The organism is Zunongwangia mangrovi (genome assembly GCF_900112105.1).
GTDB classification, from domain to species: domain Bacteria; phylum Bacteroidota; class Bacteroidia; order Flavobacteriales; family Flavobacteriaceae; genus Zunongwangia; species Zunongwangia mangrovi.
In genome coordinates, this window is the sequence record NZ_FOKV01000004.1 from 312,548 (window position 1) to 329,150 (window position 16,603).

The following is a 16,603-nucleotide window of genomic DNA, read 5'->3' on the forward strand; positions in this document are numbered from 1 at the left end:
TTAGCCGAAAAAAGGCTAAGCAAAAGAGCTTAAACACGTCGCTCGATCCTTAATGCAATTAAACTTAATTGTTAGGATTCCAGTCGTTTTGGTTTCCCGAGAATATATTTTTAATGGTATATTTTTTTACTTCAGCTTCAGTGAGTTGATGTGACCAGTCCACTCGAGTTTTAGGATAAGCTCCTTTGCCTTTGCTTTGATATTCTGCGTAATAAGTTGTTTTATCTTTCTGCGGAAACATTTTATCACCCGTCCACGGATCCCAGCCTTTTTCAACAATATGTTCACCTAATGTTGAATTGATAAACACCGTTTTGGCGTAAGAACGCCAAGGCCTTCCTAAATAAACTTTATCGACACCTTCTTTAGCAATTAACTCGCAATCAAAAAATACATAGCCAAATTCCTGATTGGCTGGAGTTGCAGCTGCGGTGACATAAGAATTCGCCAGACTTTTGATCGTACACTCTTCAAAAACACAAGTGGCTTGCCCAAAAATAAAATCGGTTGTCCCTTCGATATAGCAGTTTTTGTAATATTGGCGGCTGCCCTCTGTTGCCGTGTATAAAGTATCCTGGCATCCTAATAAATTACAGTTTTCAGCAATAAATCGATCACCTTCTACATGAAGCGCAACCGCCTGCCCACTTTCACACCAGGTATTTTGAATCGTTAAATTTCTAAAATGAATATCATCTCCCTGAACTAAAACGGTGAACGAAGCAAATGTGTTTAGTTTTTCTCCGGTAACTTTATCGATCTTCCCCGAATAATCATTCCCCTGAATAATTGTTCCCTTTTGGCTCTCACCAATTAAGCTAAGTTGATGCTTCCAGGTTGGGATTATAATTTTCTCGTTGTAAACTCCATTTTTGATAAAAATCTCCACTTCCCCAGGACCTAAATCCCGAGTGGAATTTACTGCTTCCTGGATGGTTTCAAAATCTCCTGATCCGTCTTTTGCTACAGTAATTTTAAGATAAGGTTCCTGTGCTGAAGCAATTTGAACAGCGAAAAAAAGTATCCATATTTTAAACAATCTTAATATCATTATTCTCTAAAAATTTTATTCAAAAAGGAAACAGTATAATCTAAAGTCGGTTGAAACCAAGGCTCTAATAACCAAAAAGAGTGCGGAGAATCCTCTAATGTATGTACTTCATAATAGGTACCATATTTATCCATTATTTTGATCATATCATCACGCCCCGCGTGAAATCTTGGCATCGAACTATTAATAAATAAAGTTGGTGGCGTATTTTCACCTACATATTCCAGTGGTGAAGCCTCTTTCCAATTTTTAGGATTTTCCGTTCGAGAACCATCTAACCAAAGTCCTGCAATTTCACCTTCCGCGCTCGCTTCAGGATGAACAAAAGAAACAATACCGTCTACATTCACGATCGCCTGAACTTTCGAAGAAATTTCTTCATCCTCCTCGTTGTAGATTTCTGAATTTGGAGTTACACCAACCAAAGTCGCCAGTTGTGCACCGGCAGAAGTTCCTAAAACTGCTATTTTATCTGAATCGATATTGTAGGCTTTTGCGTTAGATTTTATCCAGCGTATGGCATCTTTAATATCGATCACCCCGGCAGGATACACTGCTTCCTGACTCAGCCTATAAGCAATAGTTATGGCTACAAATCCATTTTCAGCAAGGTTTTGCGCCATTATACGCTGATTTTCTTTGCTTCCGGAAATCCATCCACCACCGTGAATCAACAAAATTACAGGCGCTTTTTCTTCTGCAGAAAAAACAGGTCGATAAATATCTAATTTGAGTATTGAGCTTGCTGTTTCTTTATATTCAATATCTTCTTCAGCAATAATATTTTCAGAAATTAGAGGCTTAATAGGTTTTATAAACGGATAATCCTTTTTATATTTTTCTACAGTTGTGGAAATGGTATAAGGCCGCACCTCTACCTTTTTTTGGGCAAAGGTGCTTTGGCCTAAAACCAAAATTACAAACACAACAATGAAATTTTTAGTCACTTTTTATTTATTCAATTCTAAGCTGGCCAAAATAAATGGCCCTGTTCCCTTGGGATCGTTAGAGCGAATTTCTTCGTTTACATAATACTCGAAAGACGCATCGCGATAGGGGTCTCCGCCAAGACCCGCAACCGCACAACACTGATTAAGATTAACAGTTCCGTCTTCTTCAACAGTGATTAAATTATTTAAAATTCCCTGGTAGGTTTTTTCAGCTTCAGCTAAATATTTCTCTGGTAAATAACCATTATTAGCTGCTTTGGCGAAAGTGTATGCAAACATAGAAGATCCCGTAGCTTCCAGGTAATTCCCTTCTTTATCACCTTTATCCAAAACCTGGTACCAAAGCCCGGTTTCCTGATCCTGAACTTTTAATAAAGCTTCAGCATAATTTTCTAAATAACCAATTAATTTTTCTCTTCCGGGATGGTCTTCTGGCAAATAATCCAACACATCGACCATAGCCATACCGTACCAACCCATTGCTCTAGACCAGAAATTTGGCGATGTACCGGTTTCGTTATTTGCCCATTTTTGCTCTTTACTCTCATCCCAACCGTGGTATAAGAGTCCAGTTTCTTCATCTAATGTATGTTCCTGGATAAGATCGAATTGACGTACAATTTCGTCGTAAGCTTTTTGAGCTTCCTCACCTTCACTAAACATTTGCGTATAATGCGCGTAAAAAGGTTCCGCCATATATAAACCATCTAACCACATTTGGTGTGTATAGCGTTTCTTATGCCAAAATCCTCCGTCTGAAGTTCTAGGTTGATTTTCTAATTGTTTTCGTAAAGTATCAGCTGCTTTTTTGAAGCGCTCCTCTTTAGTTTTTGGATATAGATACAGTAAAACATCTCCAGATTTTATCATATCCAGATTATATTTTTCGATATCGTAAGTTTTTATAGTCCCATTGTCCTCTATTAAAACATCGGCATAATCATAAATATAATCATAATATTTTTCCTTATTGGTTTGTTGAAAAACACCTTTAGCTGCTGTTAAAACCAAACCATTAGTGTAACTCCATCTAGCTTTATCTACAAAATCCAGCTTTGATGCTTCTGGAAATCTTTTTATTTCTGAAAGCAACATACGCTCAGACCATTTAAGATCTTTTGAAATACCTTCTTCTGTAGTATCAATATTAGATGTTTCAGCGGTATTTTTGTTTTCATTTTTGCATGAAAACATCATTAAAATAACCAGCAGAATTACTGCCGTACTAAGAGCAAAACTATATTCTTTTTTCTTCATGTTAATTTAATTTACCATTTTCCTGAAGTGTATTTAAATGCTCATCTAAACTTTGCACAAATTCTTCTTCACTTGCTAATCCATTCTTTTCCTGCTCCCAAGCTGCCAAAATATAATAAGAAACTGTGCTTTTAGTTGGTTTAAAGATTACTAAATGATCATGTGGGCCTTCCTGAATTTTTTCTACTTCTGAAGTTTTGTAAAATATCGCCATACCCAGTTGATCCTCGTCATTTACCAGTGTTTGTGTACCATAAGTTGCGATATAACCCCACTCGCCATCTTCACTCTTCTTCTCCGTTAAAGGAATATCTTCAAATTTTACAATTCCGGTAGTTAGCCCCTCTATTTCTGCGGAAGGTTTTAAATCTATCTTACTAAATCTTCCTTCAGGATAAATACTGAAAGTGGCATCAAGATCGATGGAGTCTTCTCCGGTTACCCAATCATCATAATCGATAAAAACTGATGATTTATTTTCGCTATTTTCTATGGAAGCTATGGTGTTACCTACGTTTCTAAAATGAGCGACAGAATCGTTCATGTATCTCCCATAACCGCCAAGTCCTACAGATTTTCCCGCTTTTAAAATATCCTGCCCCCATCCTGAGTCGTGGTGGTAATCTTCATAATTTTCCTGCCCAACATAAGGCAGTACAATAGTATCTTCTTTCTTTCCCCAAATATCTATAGCGTTTCTCCAATCCAGATAAAATCTAAATCCAACCTGACTATTTTCCCATCCCGGACCTTCGTACCGAATATAATAAGCATGATCGCTATGGCCTTCTGGCAACTGTAACGAATCGACATTCATAAACTCGCCCCCACCAAATTTCTCTGGCTTCCAATCGTCACCTTTTCTTATGGACAACTCGGCATAAGTTTTTGCGTCCTTATCTGGTTTTTGCCAGGCAGTTTCGGTTTGTGATTCTTTTGTTTCAGTTTGAGTTTGGTCCTGTTTCTTTTCTTCTTTGCAGCTGGTTAAAACTAAAAAAGAAGCGAAAATTGTTGGTAAAAAAAATCTATTCATAATTTACTGGTTATAGTTACTTAAAAAAGCCAAAGAGAAGCGTGCAAATAGCCGCTTCCCTTATGACTAACCAATCAACTTAAAATAATCTAAACATCTACTAACTTAAATAGGATACTGTTTAAAGTTCGATTTATTTCTCTATTTTGATAATGCGGGTTCTAGGTTTATTCTTTTTATTAGCATAACTCAGTTTAACCGTATCTTCTTGCAAATCTTCTTCTTTTTGAAGCTTTAATTGAAAATCTGCTTCTTTTGAAGCATCAATCGTTTTCGTAGTAAAACCAATATAATTAACTACAACTTTAGAATCTGCCGGAATATGCATTTCAAAATTTCCCTTGGCATCGGTAGTACTTCCATAAGCAGTATTAGGAACAAAAAGATTTACGCCTTTCAGGGCCTTTCCTTCTTCTGAAGTAACGGTACCAGATATAGTTTTAAATTCCTGTGCATTTATTTGGTTAAACAAACCCATCCCCAGCATTACTAAAAATACCATTAAAAATTTGCTGTAATTTCTATCATTCTTTCTCATCGTTCATCCAGATTAATTAATTAGTAATTTATTTTTTGTAGTAATATAGAACTACATTTTTTCGCCATTGATGATCACATTTTCATAATTCACAGGATCTGCATCAGTAATTTTTTCAGCAGTATCTGCACCATCAATAGTTATATTTTTAAGATTAATATTTGAAACTTTAGATCCTTCACGGCCAGCGATTAAAATTCCGTATTTACCTGCATTTTTCACCGTCACGTCTTCCATGTAAATATTAGAGATTTCAGGAAAAAATTCTCCATCCTGATTATCATAAATTCCGTAGTGAAGATTTACTTTAAGCATGGCTTCTTTTACCTGGCCAACCTGTACATTTTTCACATAAACGCCATCTACAAAACCTCCTCTTAAAGTATTGGTCTTAATCCTAATGGCTCTATCTAAATTAGGGCTATCCATCGTACAGTTTCTAACAAATACATTTCGTACACCGGCTGAAATCTCACTTCCCATCACTACTCCACCGTGGCCATCTTTCATTTCGCAATCCTCTACGATGATGTTTTCACTAGGAATATTTACCCGGCGACCGTCGTTATTTCTACCAGATTTGATGGCGATACAGTCGTCTCCTGTATTAAACAAACAGTTCTTAATATGTACATTCTTAGCATATTCTGGATCACAACCATCATTATTTGGACCGTGGCTATTTACGGTCACACCATCTACCGTGATATTATTTGATTTTATAGGATGGATTACCCAAAATGGTGCATTGGTAAAAGTTACTCCTTGAACGAGAACGTTTTCGCAACTAAAGGATTCAAAGAAAGTAGGACGTAATTGATGTCCCTCTCCAAAAACACGATCTGCAACAGGAGTACCCTCTTCATTCATTTTTCTTAATGAAGGTAAGTTATGATCATCTTTTTGTTGTGGTGTTCCCTCCTTATGGCCGTATCTTTCGGCACCACACCACGGCCACCAGTTTTCATTATCGGCCTGCCCGTTAAATGTACCTTTGCCTGTCACCGCAATATTTTCCTGTTCGAAAGCATAAATTAAGGGCGAATAATTCATTAGCTCTACACCTTCGTAAGAAGTATGTACCACTGGCAAATAATCCTGCTTTTCTTTGCTAAACAATACTTCTGCTCCTTCTTCTAAGTGAAGGTTTACGTTACTTTTTAAATGAATTGGCCCGGTTAGAAATTTCCCTGAAGGAACAATTACCATCCCGCCTCCTGCTTCGTTACAGGCTGCGATGGCTTTTTTGAAAGCTTCAGAGTTTTTCGTTGTTCCATCGGCAACCGCGCCATAATCGAGTACATTGAATTTTTTATCCTGAAATTGTGGAATTTTGATCTCTTTTAAAATGGCTTCAGCTTTATCCCATCCTTCCAAATCCTGGATTTCCTCTGTTTTAACTTCAGCAACATTTTCACTTTCCTTTTTTTCATTTTTACATGAAAACAGGATAGCACAGGATGCAAAAATCAATATTCTTAATCTTGAAATCATAAATTATTAAAATTACAGGTATATTTTTGTAATCGATTGCACTAATTTAAAGTTTAATTATTAATATGCCAAAAAATTCCACTTAAAAATAAACATTTTCTAGTTCTGAAGTTTAAAAATAATAGATAATTACCTTTTAAACACCCATAATAACTAGAAGTCACTCTGGTTTTTAAATCTAATTCTTATATTGTGAAATATTTTATTCGAAATAAATTTAATAATACTTCACGCTAAATGGCAGAAAAAGTTACCATTTATGATATTTCTAAAAAGCTTAAAATAAGTGCAGCAACGGTCTCACGAGCATTAAATGATAATCCTAAGATTAGTGCAAAAACACGTGAGCTGGTTTTAAAGACCGCTGCAGAAATGAATTACAAGCAAAATAGATTGGCGCAAGCTTTAAAAAGTGGTCGTACCAATAATGTTGGGGTTATTGTGCCATATATTAACCGGAGCTTTTTTTCTAGTGTAATTCGTGGTATCGAAGAAGAACTTTCTCCGCATGGTTATCATGTAATTATTTGCCAGACTCATGAAGATGTGAATAATGAAATTAAGCAAATCGATACACTTTTAAATACTCAGGTAGACGGTATATTTATGTCGGTTGCTAAAACCACACAAGATACTTCTCACATAAAAAAAGCACTTGCTGAAAATACACCTTTAGTATTTTTTGATCGTAAAAAAGAAGTAAAAGGTCTAAGCTCTGTAGTGATAGATGATTTTAGAGGAGGTTATCTTGCTACTGAACATTTAATTAAACAAGGTTGTAAAAAAATTGCTCATTTTTCTGGCGATCTTAATGTTGAAATCTATAAAAACAGGCATCAGGGTTATCTAAAAGCTTTGAAGGATAATGGAATCACACCTTTAAAGCGTTTTAGTCTTCAGGTAAATAGTAAGCTAGAATCAGGAATTTCAGCAATTAAAGACTTATGGGAATTTGATGAAAAACCGGATGCTATTTTTTCGTCTAGTGATTATGCCGCTTTGGGAGCCATTCAGGAATTAAAACAAATGGGGATTAAGATTCCAAAAGACGTTTGTGTGGTAGGTTTTAGTAACGAACCTTTTACGAAATATATGGAACTGCCTATTACCTCTGTAGATCAGACTCCGCTTGAAATGGGTAAGATTGCAGCTCAAGTATTTTTGGAACAAATTGAAGGAAGCCAGACACTTACTGTAGAAAAGGAAGTAATACTGGCTCCCAAACTTTTTGTTAGAAATTCTTCTAATCGGAAATTATAAGGAAACGCCGCGTTTCCAGGGAATAAAATCGTTTTGATTATTTTGATCGGCCTTAGCTATGGTTTCTCCACTAGCTACGGCTATTATATATTCCAAAATCTCTTCACCCATTTCTTCGATGGTCTTTTCTCCTTTAATCACGGCTCCACTGTCGATATCTATAATATCTGGCATTCTACCCGCTAAAATCGAATTAGAAGCGACTTTAATCACGGGAGCAATGGGATTACCTGTTGGTGTTCCTAAACCTGTTGTAAATACCACAACATTAGCACCAGAGCCCACCATGGCCGTTGTACTCTCTACATCATTACCCGGCGTACAAAGCAAGTTTAAACCTGGTTTTGTAACGTATTCACCATAATCTAAAATATCCTGAATTGGTGAAGTCCCTCCTTTTTTCGCTGCTCCGGCAGACTTCATCGCATCGGTAATTAAACCATCTTTGATGTTTCCGGGAGACGGATTCATATCGAATCCCGAACCAGAAGCTTCAGCTGCATCTTCGTAAGCACGCATTAATTCTAGAAATCTTTTCGCTTTTTCGTCGTCTACACAACGATTCACTAACTCCTGCTCTACTCCGCATAACTCCGGAAATTCAGATAAAATAGGTGAACCTCCCAAAGCCGAAAGTAAATCTGAAGCATATCCTAAAGATGGATTTGCTGAAATTCCTGAAAAACCATCTGAACCACCACATTCTAAACCTAATTTTAGTTTAGATAATGGAGCCGGTTTTCGTTGAATTTCGTTCGCTTTTTTAATTCCGTCGAAAGATTCCAGAATAATCTTATTCAGCATATCATCAATCGTACCTTCCTCTTGTTGCTCATAAATTAAGATTGGTTTCTTCAAATCTGGATTAATAGCATCCATCGCTTTCTGAAAAATATCGATCTGAAGATTCTGGCAGCCCAAACTTAGTACCGTCGCACCTGCAACATTTGGATTGTTTACGTACCCTGCTAACAATTTAGCTAAGGAAACCGAATCCTGGCGAATACCGCCGCAACCTCCCTGGTGAGTTATAAAACGAACCTCGACATTATCGAATATCGCATCCTCTTCTTCAGGTTCTTCTTCGCTGAGTTCTATATTATTCCCACTAATTAAATTCCGCAGTAATTTTCGCTGTTTAGTGGATTTATGAAAAGAAAGTTCTTTCTCAAAAACATCTTTTAGTAATTCTACATTTCTGTTTTCACAGAAAACTAGCGGAAAAAACAACCATGTATTGGCCGTTCCTACCTGCCCATCTTCACGATGATATCCCATAAAGGTTCTATCTTTCCATTTCGAAATATCTGGCTCTTTATAGCTTACTTTTTCTGTTCTACCAGTTGTTGTGCTAGCCTGATGCTTTACATTATCTACGGTAAGAACATCGCCTTTTTTAATATTTTCTGTAGCTTTTCCAACCAAAACGCCATACATAAAGATCTTACTTTCTGGTTCTAGATCGACCATCGTAATCTTATGTTTCGCCTTAACATCAGAAAGTATTATTACATCTTCCCCTTCAAAATTTATAGTATCACCCTGCCAAAGATCAGTTAAGGCGATCGCCACATTGTCTTCGGGATGTACTTTTATTAGTTTGCTCTTCATCCTTCTTTTGTTTTATACTGAAAAAATGCTGAAATGATTGCTATGCTTTTTCAGTGAAATTTTTATAAGCTTCTTCAATTCCTTTAGTCTCTATAAGTTCTAGAGCTAATGCTACTTTCTCCTGAAGTTCAGGAACCTCTGTTAGATCTGCATCCCAAAACTTTTCGTTACTCAAAACAGCATGACTAATTTCCTGGTAACTATGATTTTCCCAAATTCGTTTAATTTCGTTAATCACGGCTTCATCATCTTTTACCGGTAATACCTTATTGTTCCATTCACCTCTGTAAAATCTTATTAAACAAGCGAATGCAAATACTAAATGCAAAGGTAATCGATTACAGTTAGTTTGAAAAACAAGCAAACTTGGCAAAACTCTAACTTTAAATTTCGAAATCGAATTTAGCGCAATACTTGCCAGTTGGTGTTTGATAAATGGATTTCTGAAACGATCTAAAACCTCTTCAGCAAATGTTTTTAATTCTTCTTCTGAAAGTGATAATGTTGGTATGATTTCATCAAAAATAGCTTGTTTTACGAAAGCTCCGGTGAATGAATCATCTACGGTTTCTTTTACAGTTTCATTTCCGAAGAGTAGAGAAAATGGAACCATCGTAGTATGCGCTCCATTCAAGATTCTAACTTTTCTTGTTCTATACGGCTGCATATCCTTTACTACTACGATATTTTCGTCGATCTTATCAAAAGGAATTTTAGCTTTTAGCTTCTCGTCTCCCTCGATAACCCACAGTAAAAATACTTCAGCAGAAACAATTAATTTGTCTTCAAATTCAAGCTGACTCTGGTAGGCTTCGATATCATCTTTTGGATATCCAGGAACAATACGATCTACCAAAGTGTTATGAAAACTATTACTGTTATCGATCCAGGAAATAAATTCATCTTCTAATTGCCATAATTGGGCATATTGAAGGATAATTTTTTTCAAGGTATCTGCATTGTGATTAATCAGTTCGCAAGGAATTATAGTTAATCCTTTTGAAGCATCTGCACTAAAATGTTTAAATCGTCTATAAAGCAAGGCTGTTAATTTCGCCGGAAAACTTTTATGCGGAGTATCTTCTAATGTATCTGAATCGTCATAAGCTATCCCGGCTTCAGTAGTATTCGAAATAATGAATTCCAGACTTTCTTCTTCAGCTAATTTTAGATATTCATCGTAATCTTTATATGGATTTATTCCTTTCTGAATACAGGAAATGGTACGTTGCTGCTGAATTTCTTCTCCTTGCTTAACCCCTTTCATAAAAAGGTTATATAAGCCATCCTGTTCATTCAGCATTTCTACTAATCCACCCGCTAAAGGCTGAATTACCGCAACACCTGCATTAAAATTTGCCTCCTTGTTTAATTTGTCAATTATATAATCTACAAAAGCACGAAGAAAATTTCCTTCTCCAAACTGGACTACCTTGATTGGTAAAGCCTCTGTAAGTTTTGCGTTTTCTCGAGTTAATTTTTCCATATTTAAATTCTTATCTTATTCAAATAATTTTGGTAGCCAAAGGCTAATTTCCGGGATATATGTTACTAAAAGCAAGACGATAAACATCACCACATATAATGGTAGCAGTGGTTTCATCACTTTCTGAATTGTTGTTTTGGCGACTCCTACCCCGATAAATAAAACTGCTCCTACCGGCGGTGTACATAATCCTACACATAAATTCATTACCATGATCATCCCAAAATGAATAGGATCTACGCCCAAATTCTGCATAACAGGTAATAAAATAGGTGTGAAAATAAGTATTGCCGGCGTCATATCCATAAAGGTTCCTACGAATAAAAGAAGTAGGTTTATAATAATTAGGATTACGTATTTATTTTCGCTTAAGCCTAGTAATAGATCACTTACCGTTTGCGGGATATTCTCAAAGGACATTACCCAACTCATACTCATCGATGTTGCGATAAGTAGTAACACGATTGCTGTAGTTCCTACTGAACTTAAGAAAATATTGTAAAGTTTCTTCAGGTTGATTTCGCGATAGATCGTAGCTAAAATTAAAGTATAAAGTACTGCAATTCCTGAAGCTTCCGTAGCCGTAAAAATACCAGATACAATTCCTCCAATAACAACTACCAATAATAATAAACTTGGTAAAGCATCTAAAAAACTAACCGCTATCATCTTTAGGCTTGACTTTGAACCAGCAGGATATTTTTTCTTTTTAATCCATACCGATGCAACCAACATCAAAGCTAATCCCATTAAAATTCCCGGGATATAACCAGCAAGAAATAAACTTGCGATAGAAACACCTCCACTAGCTAATGAATAAACGATCAAAACATTAGAAGGCGGAATAATTAATCCAGTGGTAGAACTGGTTACATTAATTGCCGCACCAAATTCTTTGGAATAATTCTCTCGCTCCATATGCGGACCTAAGATTCCACCGATTGCTGAAGCAGCAGCTACGGCAGATCCAGAAATAGCTCCAAATAACATGGCTGCAATCACGTTTACGTATATGAGTCCGCCCGGGAGTGAACCAATCAAGGCTTTTGCAAATTTGATGAGTCGGTTGGCAATACCTCCCTGATTCATGATCTGTCCTGCCAGTATAAAAAATGGAATAGCCAGTAATGAAAAACTATCCAATCCTGTTGCCATTCGTTGCGCTACAGTTGTAAATGCAGCTATAGATTCAATAGAGAATAATATTGTTACCAAACATGAAATCCCTATCGACCAGGCTACTGGCACCCCGATACTTAGTAAAATCACGAAGGAAATAACCAATATTAGTATTTCTGTAATCATAATAAGTACTTTTTAGGATTGAATATTTCGTTGAGTTTATAAATGATGATCAACACACCACTTATTGGAATAACCGTGTATACTACTGATAAAGGAAGATGAAGTGCAGCCGAATTTTGACCGAGTTCAATATTCATCAAAACCAGGTTTCCACCTCCGATAATTAGCACTGTAAAACAAAATGCAACGATCAAAATATTAATAAATATCATCAGTTTTATTCGATTTTCAGGATTAAGTTTAGGTGGTAAAATATTGATGGATAAATGTTCCTGTTGTCCAGAAGCATAAGCTGCCCCCAGTAAACCTATCCAGATTAAAAGATACCTGGCGATCTCTTCAGTTACCGAACTTGGATTTTGTAATACATATCTGGAAAATACCTGCCATAATACAGCAAGCACGATCAATCCCATTAAAAAGACCAGTGCGCCTCCCAGTAATTTGTCTAAAATTTTCTTCATAATCTTAATCTACAGCCTGAATAGCTTCTATTGTTTTTTTCATTACAGGATCTTCTTTAAACTTATCGTACATAGGAGCTACTTTTTCGCGAAAAGCTTCCTTATCTGGATAAGTTACTTCTACTCCTGCTTTCTGTATTTCTTCTAATGCATGTAGCTCTGCTTCACGCCATATGGTTTTCTCATATTCAGCAGATTCTACCGCTGCTTCTTTAAGCCAGTCTTGTTGTTGCGTAGTAAGCTTGTTCCAAATTGCGGTGCTTACAATAAGTTCGTCTGGCAAGGCTGTATGTTCATCTACCATAAAATATTTACAAACTTCATAATGATAAGAGAGATAAAAACTAGGCAAATTATTTTCAGCTCCATCTACGATACCCTGCTGTAATGCAGTGTACAATTCTCCCCAACTAATTGGAGTTGGTGAACCTCCAAGATTCTTTACCATGTTCATGGCGGTTTGGCTTTCCATTACTCTAATTTTCTGTCCAGCCAGATCATCAGGATTTTTAATTGGCTCTGTACTATAAAAACTTCGACTCCCGGCGTCGTAAAAAGTAAGTCCCCTCAAACGATTTCGTTCACTCGCGAGTAAAAGCTTTTGACCTATCTCTCCTTCCAGAACATTAAATCTATGCTCCCTGTCACGAAATAGAAAGGGTAACCCAAATACTTTTAACTCTGCCGCGAAGTTCTCTAGAACGCCCGTAGAAACTTTTGTCATTCCTAAACTTCCTATCTGTAGAAGCTCTAGACATTCACGTTCTGATCCTAATTGCTGATTGGGATAAATATCTATGGTCATACTCCCTCCAGATTTCTCTTCAAGACGCTGAGCCATAAATAGCATTGCTTTATGCACCGGGTGCGACGTATCAAGCCCGTGCCCTAACCGAATAACCTTTGTTTGATCTTTAGCTTCGCAACCTGCCAGCATTACGAGAATGCCCAGCAAAATCAGAAGGCGCTGCTTTTTTAATATTTTCATCCTCTTAGTTCTTTAACGATTTGAATAGCTGAAGCCACCTGTTCCTGCACTTTTTTATAGTCGAAGCTACCGTCTTCATTTTTGATGAACAGCTTGGAACCAATTCCCACACAATGCACCCCGGCTGTAATCCATTCTTTTAAATTCTCTGCAGTTGGAGATACACCGCCCGTTGGCATAATGCTCGACCAGGGTAATGGGCCTTTTACTGCTTTTACGAATGAGGGGCCGCCAACCTGTGCTCCAGGAAAGATCTTCACTACTTCGGCGCCCAGTTCTTCCGCATAACTAATTTCTGTGACCGATCCACAACCCGGCATCCAGGCTACTTTCCTACGGTTGCTGGTCCTGGCCATCTCAGCATTGATCAGTGGAGAAACAATAAAATTAGCGCCCAATTGCAGGTAAAGTGCAGTTGTTCCCGCATCGATCACCGAGCCAACGCCCAGCATCATCCCGGGAAGCTCCTTGCTAGCATACTTTACCAGTTCCGCGAAAACCTCGTGAGCAAAATCTCCGCGGTTGGTAAATTCAAATACCCTCGCACCACCTTCGTAGCAGGCATTTAAAATTTCTTTGCAGGTGTTCACATCCTGATGATAGAATACCGGAACAATTCCCGTTTCCTTCATCTGTGTTGCTACCGCTATTCTTGAATATTGTGCCATTTTTTTAAATGGTTATTTGTTATGTTTTTTAAATCATAAAAGCCTTAATCTGGATTAACTAAACCTTATAAGAAGCTTTCCATCTATTGTCAGATCGAGTGAATTTCAATGTTAATTGAAATTTGTATCGAGATCTCATTTCTAGAATCTAGTATCAATATTCTAAAATCTTATCTCTTAATTCGTCCTCCGGTGCTACCGGCCATTACTTCTTCAACTTCTTCCGGACTTACCTGATTTACATCTCCCAGTATCGTATGTTTTAAAGCGCAAGCTGCATTGGCAAATTCCAGTGCCTTTTGATCTTCAAAATGAATCAGTCCGTAAATCAGTCCGGCGGCATAGGCATCGCCGGTTCCGATTCGGTCCACCACATCGGTAATCTCTAGTTCCTGGGTTTCTAGGTATTCCGTCCCCGTCCATGCTCTTCCGTACACCTTCTGCCAGCTTGCACTGAGTCCGGTTCTTACCTTATCAAATACTTTTTCGATCGAAGGGCATTCTTTGATCAAAGCTTTACTGGCTTCAATAAATCCTTCTTTCGAAAAATCATAGTCGGTCTTTAAAATCTCATTGATTTCATTAACCCCACCCACAAAAATTGTGGATAGGCTTACCAGTTCTTTTAAAACCTCATGACCGTCTTTCCCATATTGCCAAAGATTGCTGCGATAAGCAGGATCAGCAGTGATCGTAAGCCCTTTGGCTTTTGCTTTTTCGAGTCCGATCTTCAAGGTTTCATAAGCGCTTGCTGAGATCGCCGGGGAAATCCCCGTCCAATGTAAATAACCGGCGTCTGCTAAAATTTCATCCCAGTTTACCTGTCTTGGGCTAATATTGGCAAAACTGCCATGCAAGCGATTATAGGCGATCTTACTAGCCCGCATCCCTGAACCGACTTCTAAAAAGTACAATCCCAAGGGATGATCGACTTTGCTAATAGCCGAGGTATCGATCCCATATTGACGCATTTGCGCAATGGCGGCATCTCCTACTAAATCATTAGAAACATTAGTCACCTGTTGGGTATGTTCCCCAAAATACGAGAGCGAGGCCGCTACATTCATCTCGGTCCCTCCAAAATAGAAATCCATTTGGTGGGTTTGGGAGAGTTTGCGGTTCTCCGATGGACTCAGTCGCATCAGCACTTCGCCAAAAGAAACTATTTTGTGATGTGAGTTTGAGTTTTTCACCTTTTAAAACTTAAAGTATTCTTTGGCATTGCCATAGCAGATATTAGCTACCGTACTTCCGATGAGTTCCATATCTTCAGGAAGTTCGCCTGAAGCGATTTCCTTTCCGAAGAGATTGCATAGAATTCGTCTAAAATATTCGTGTCTTGGAAAGGATAAAAAGCTTCTGGAATCGGTTAGCATCCCAATAAAACAGCTAATTAATCCCATATTCGATAATGCGTTCATCTGTTTTTCCATCCCGTCCTTTTGATCTAAAAACCACCAGCCGGATCCCCATTGTACTTTTCCACGAACACTACCGTCATTGAAGTTCCCGATCATCGTGGCAAAGACTTCATTATCGGCCGGGTTTAGATTGTATAAGATCGTTTTAGTGAGTTTATCCTGGCTATCCAGTTTGTTTAAAAACTGAGAGAGTTTTTCCGCTTGTGAATAATCACCGATCGAATCCCAACCGGTATCGGGGCCCAATTGTGCCAGCATTCGTTTGTTGTTGTTTCGAAGCGCCCCTAAATGAAATTGCTGTACCCATCCGAATTTATGATAACACTCACATAAAAACAGTAAGATCGCGGTTTTGAATTTCTCAGCATCAAGATTTGAAACTGCTTTCCCGGCCAGTTTGTTTTTAAAGATCGCATTGATCTCAGCTTCGGTAAATTCAGTATAGCTCATCGCATTTAAACCATGATCACAAAGTTTACAGCCATGTTTATCGAAGTATTCGATACGTTGCAATAATGCATCTTTGAGATCCTGGAAGCTTTCAATAGCGATATTGGTGGTTTTACCCAGTGTTTTTAGATAATCGGTATAACCTTCCGCATCGATCAAAATAGATTTATCGGGACGAAAAGCGGTGCTCACTTTTATTCCGAAATCCTCGCCTGCCATCGCCTGGTGATGTTCCAAAGTATCGGTAGGATCTTCCGTGGTACAAAGCGTATTGACGTTCATTTTATGCAACAAGCCGCGGCAGCTGTTTTCTTGTTGCTGCAACTGATTGTTGATCTCCTGGTAGATCGAGGTAGCGTTTTTTTCATTTAAAAGTTCATCGATCCCAAAATAGCGTTTCAGCTCTAAATGCGTCCAATGATACAGTGGATTACGAAGCGTATGTGGCACCGTTTTGCCCCAGGCTTCGAATTTTTCCTGGTCACTGGCATTGCCAGTGATATAATGTTCATCGATTCCCAAAGTTCGCATCGCACGCCATTTATAATGGTCGCCGCTTAGCCACACCTGGCTGATGGTATCGAACTGCATATCGGCAGCGATCTGTGCCGGTGGCAAATGATTATG

The 16,603-nt window shown here is 37.8% G+C and carries 15 protein-coding genes; 1 reads left to right on the top strand and 14 read right to left on the bottom strand.

What is annotated here, in order from left to right:
• Positions 1-64: 64 nt before the first annotated feature.
• From BM201_RS11670 to BM201_RS11695, 6 genes are all read right to left on the bottom strand, one after another.
• Positions 65-1,051 carry a pectinesterase family protein gene (locus BM201_RS11670; RefSeq protein ID WP_092542827.1) on the bottom strand — a complete coding sequence of 329 codons (987 nt, stop codon included), beginning with the start codon at positions 1,049-1,051 and terminating at the stop codon, positions 65-67.
• Positions 1,051-1,998, bottom strand: coding sequence for an alpha/beta hydrolase (locus BM201_RS11675; protein WP_092542829.1), 948 nt, complete (start codon positions 1,996-1,998; stop codon positions 1,051-1,053). Before BM201_RS11675 ends, BM201_RS11670 begins: the two co-directional genes overlap by 1 nt.
• A gap of 3 nt (positions 1,999-2,001) precedes the next feature.
• Positions 2,002-3,258, bottom strand: a complete 1,257-nt coding sequence (locus tag BM201_RS11680; RefSeq protein WP_092542831.1) for a glycoside hydrolase family 88/105 protein — start codon at positions 3,256-3,258, stop codon at positions 2,002-2,004.
• 1 nt (position 3,259) lies between these two features.
• Positions 3,260-4,291 carry a DUF4861 family protein gene (locus tag BM201_RS11685; protein WP_092542833.1) on the bottom strand — a complete coding sequence of 344 codons (1,032 nt, stop codon included), beginning with the start codon at positions 4,289-4,291 and terminating at the stop codon, positions 3,260-3,262.
• Between the two features lie 133 nt (positions 4,292-4,424).
• Positions 4,425-4,829 carry a carboxypeptidase-like regulatory domain-containing protein gene (locus tag BM201_RS11690; protein WP_092542835.1) on the bottom strand — a complete coding sequence of 135 codons (405 nt, stop codon included), beginning with the start codon at positions 4,827-4,829 and terminating at the stop codon, positions 4,425-4,427.
• Positions 4,830-4,880: 51 nt separating this feature from the next.
• Complete coding sequence (locus BM201_RS11695) at positions 4,881-6,323, bottom strand: glycoside hydrolase family 28 protein (protein ID WP_092542837.1); 1,443 nt, start codon at positions 6,321-6,323, stop codon at positions 4,881-4,883.
• Between the two features lie 237 nt (positions 6,324-6,560).
• Between BM201_RS11695 and BM201_RS11700 the strand changes: the two genes are divergently transcribed.
• Positions 6,561-7,583 carry a LacI family DNA-binding transcriptional regulator gene (locus BM201_RS11700; protein WP_092542839.1) on the top strand — a complete coding sequence of 341 codons (1,023 nt, stop codon included), beginning with the start codon at positions 6,561-6,563 and terminating at the stop codon, positions 7,581-7,583.
• Here BM201_RS11700 and BM201_RS11705 read toward each other — a convergent pair.
• The 8 genes from BM201_RS11705 to uxaC all read right to left on the bottom strand — a co-directional run.
• The gene (locus BM201_RS11705; protein ID WP_092542841.1) at positions 7,578-9,194 is read right to left on the bottom strand and encodes a UxaA family hydrolase; all 1,617 of its coding nucleotides are present in this window, start codon (positions 9,192-9,194) and stop codon (positions 7,578-7,580) included. The two genes, BM201_RS11700 and BM201_RS11705, sit on opposite strands and share 6 nt — an antisense overlap.
• Before the next feature lie 40 nt (positions 9,195-9,234).
• Complete coding sequence (locus BM201_RS11710) at positions 9,235-10,680, bottom strand: tagaturonate reductase (RefSeq protein ID WP_092542843.1); 1,446 nt, start codon at positions 10,678-10,680, stop codon at positions 9,235-9,237.
• A 15-nt stretch (positions 10,681-10,695) separates the two neighbouring features.
• Positions 10,696-11,985, bottom strand: coding sequence for a TRAP transporter large permease (locus tag BM201_RS11715; protein ID WP_175487029.1), 1,290 nt, complete (start codon positions 11,983-11,985; stop codon positions 10,696-10,698).
• Complete coding sequence (locus tag BM201_RS11720) at positions 11,982-12,449, bottom strand: TRAP transporter small permease (protein WP_092542847.1); 468 nt, start codon at positions 12,447-12,449, stop codon at positions 11,982-11,984. The genes BM201_RS11715 and BM201_RS11720 overlap by 4 nt, the downstream gene beginning before the upstream one ends.
• Positions 12,450-12,453: 4 nt before the next feature.
• Positions 12,454-13,437: a TRAP transporter substrate-binding protein gene (locus BM201_RS11725; RefSeq protein WP_092542849.1), complete on the bottom strand. Its 984-nt coding sequence runs from the start codon at positions 13,435-13,437 to the stop codon at positions 12,454-12,456.
• Entirely contained in the window at positions 13,434-14,105 is a 672-nt protein-coding gene (locus tag BM201_RS11730; protein ID WP_092542851.1) for a bifunctional 4-hydroxy-2-oxoglutarate aldolase/2-dehydro-3-deoxy-phosphogluconate aldolase, read from the bottom strand. Before BM201_RS11730 ends, BM201_RS11725 begins: the two co-directional genes overlap by 4 nt.
• A gap of 170 nt (positions 14,106-14,275) precedes the next feature.
• Positions 14,276-15,298, bottom strand: a complete 1,023-nt coding sequence (locus tag BM201_RS11735) for a sugar kinase (protein WP_092542853.1) — start codon at positions 15,296-15,298, stop codon at positions 14,276-14,278.
• Positions 15,299-15,301: 3 nt separating this feature from the next.
• A partial coding sequence (uxaC, locus tag BM201_RS11740) for a glucuronate isomerase (protein ID WP_092542883.1) occupies positions 15,302-16,603 on the bottom strand: 1,302 nt, incomplete at its 5' end.

Excerpts from the sequence above, each read along its gene's own strand:
- BM201_RS11670 (WP_092542827.1), bottom strand. The coding sequence starts at position 1,051 with ATGATATTAAGATTGTTTAAAATATGGATACTTTTTTTCGCTGTTCAA.
- BM201_RS11680 (WP_092542831.1), bottom strand. The coding sequence starts at position 3,258 with ATGAAGAAAAAAGAATATAGTTTTGCTCTTAGTACGGCAGTAATTCTG.
- BM201_RS11685 (WP_092542833.1), bottom strand. The coding sequence starts at position 4,291 with ATGAATAGATTTTTTTTACCAACAATTTTCGCTTCTTTTTTAGTTTTA.
- BM201_RS11690 (WP_092542835.1), bottom strand. The coding sequence starts at position 4,829 with ATGAGAAAGAATGATAGAAATTACAGCAAATTTTTAATGGTATTTTTA.
- BM201_RS11695 (WP_092542837.1), bottom strand. The coding sequence starts at position 6,323 with ATGATTTCAAGATTAAGAATATTGATTTTTGCATCCTGTGCTATCCTG.
- BM201_RS11700 (WP_092542839.1), top strand. The coding sequence starts at position 6,561 with ATGGCAGAAAAAGTTACCATTTATGATATTTCTAAAAAGCTTAAAATA.
- BM201_RS11705 (WP_092542841.1), bottom strand. The coding sequence starts at position 9,194 with ATGAAGAGCAAACTAATAAAAGTACATCCCGAAGACAATGTGGCGATC.
- BM201_RS11710 (WP_092542843.1), bottom strand. The coding sequence starts at position 10,680 with ATGGAAAAATTAACTCGAGAAAACGCAAAACTTACAGAGGCTTTACCA.
- BM201_RS11715 (WP_175487029.1), bottom strand. The coding sequence starts at position 11,985 with ATGATTACAGAAATACTAATATTGGTTATTTCCTTCGTGATTTTACTA.
- BM201_RS11720 (WP_092542847.1), bottom strand. The coding sequence starts at position 12,449 with ATGAAGAAAATTTTAGACAAATTACTGGGAGGCGCACTGGTCTTTTTA.
- BM201_RS11725 (WP_092542849.1), bottom strand. The coding sequence starts at position 13,437 with ATGAAAATATTAAAAAAGCAGCGCCTTCTGATTTTGCTGGGCATTCTC.
- BM201_RS11730 (WP_092542851.1), bottom strand. The coding sequence starts at position 14,105 with ATGGCACAATATTCAAGAATAGCGGTAGCAACACAGATGAAGGAAACG.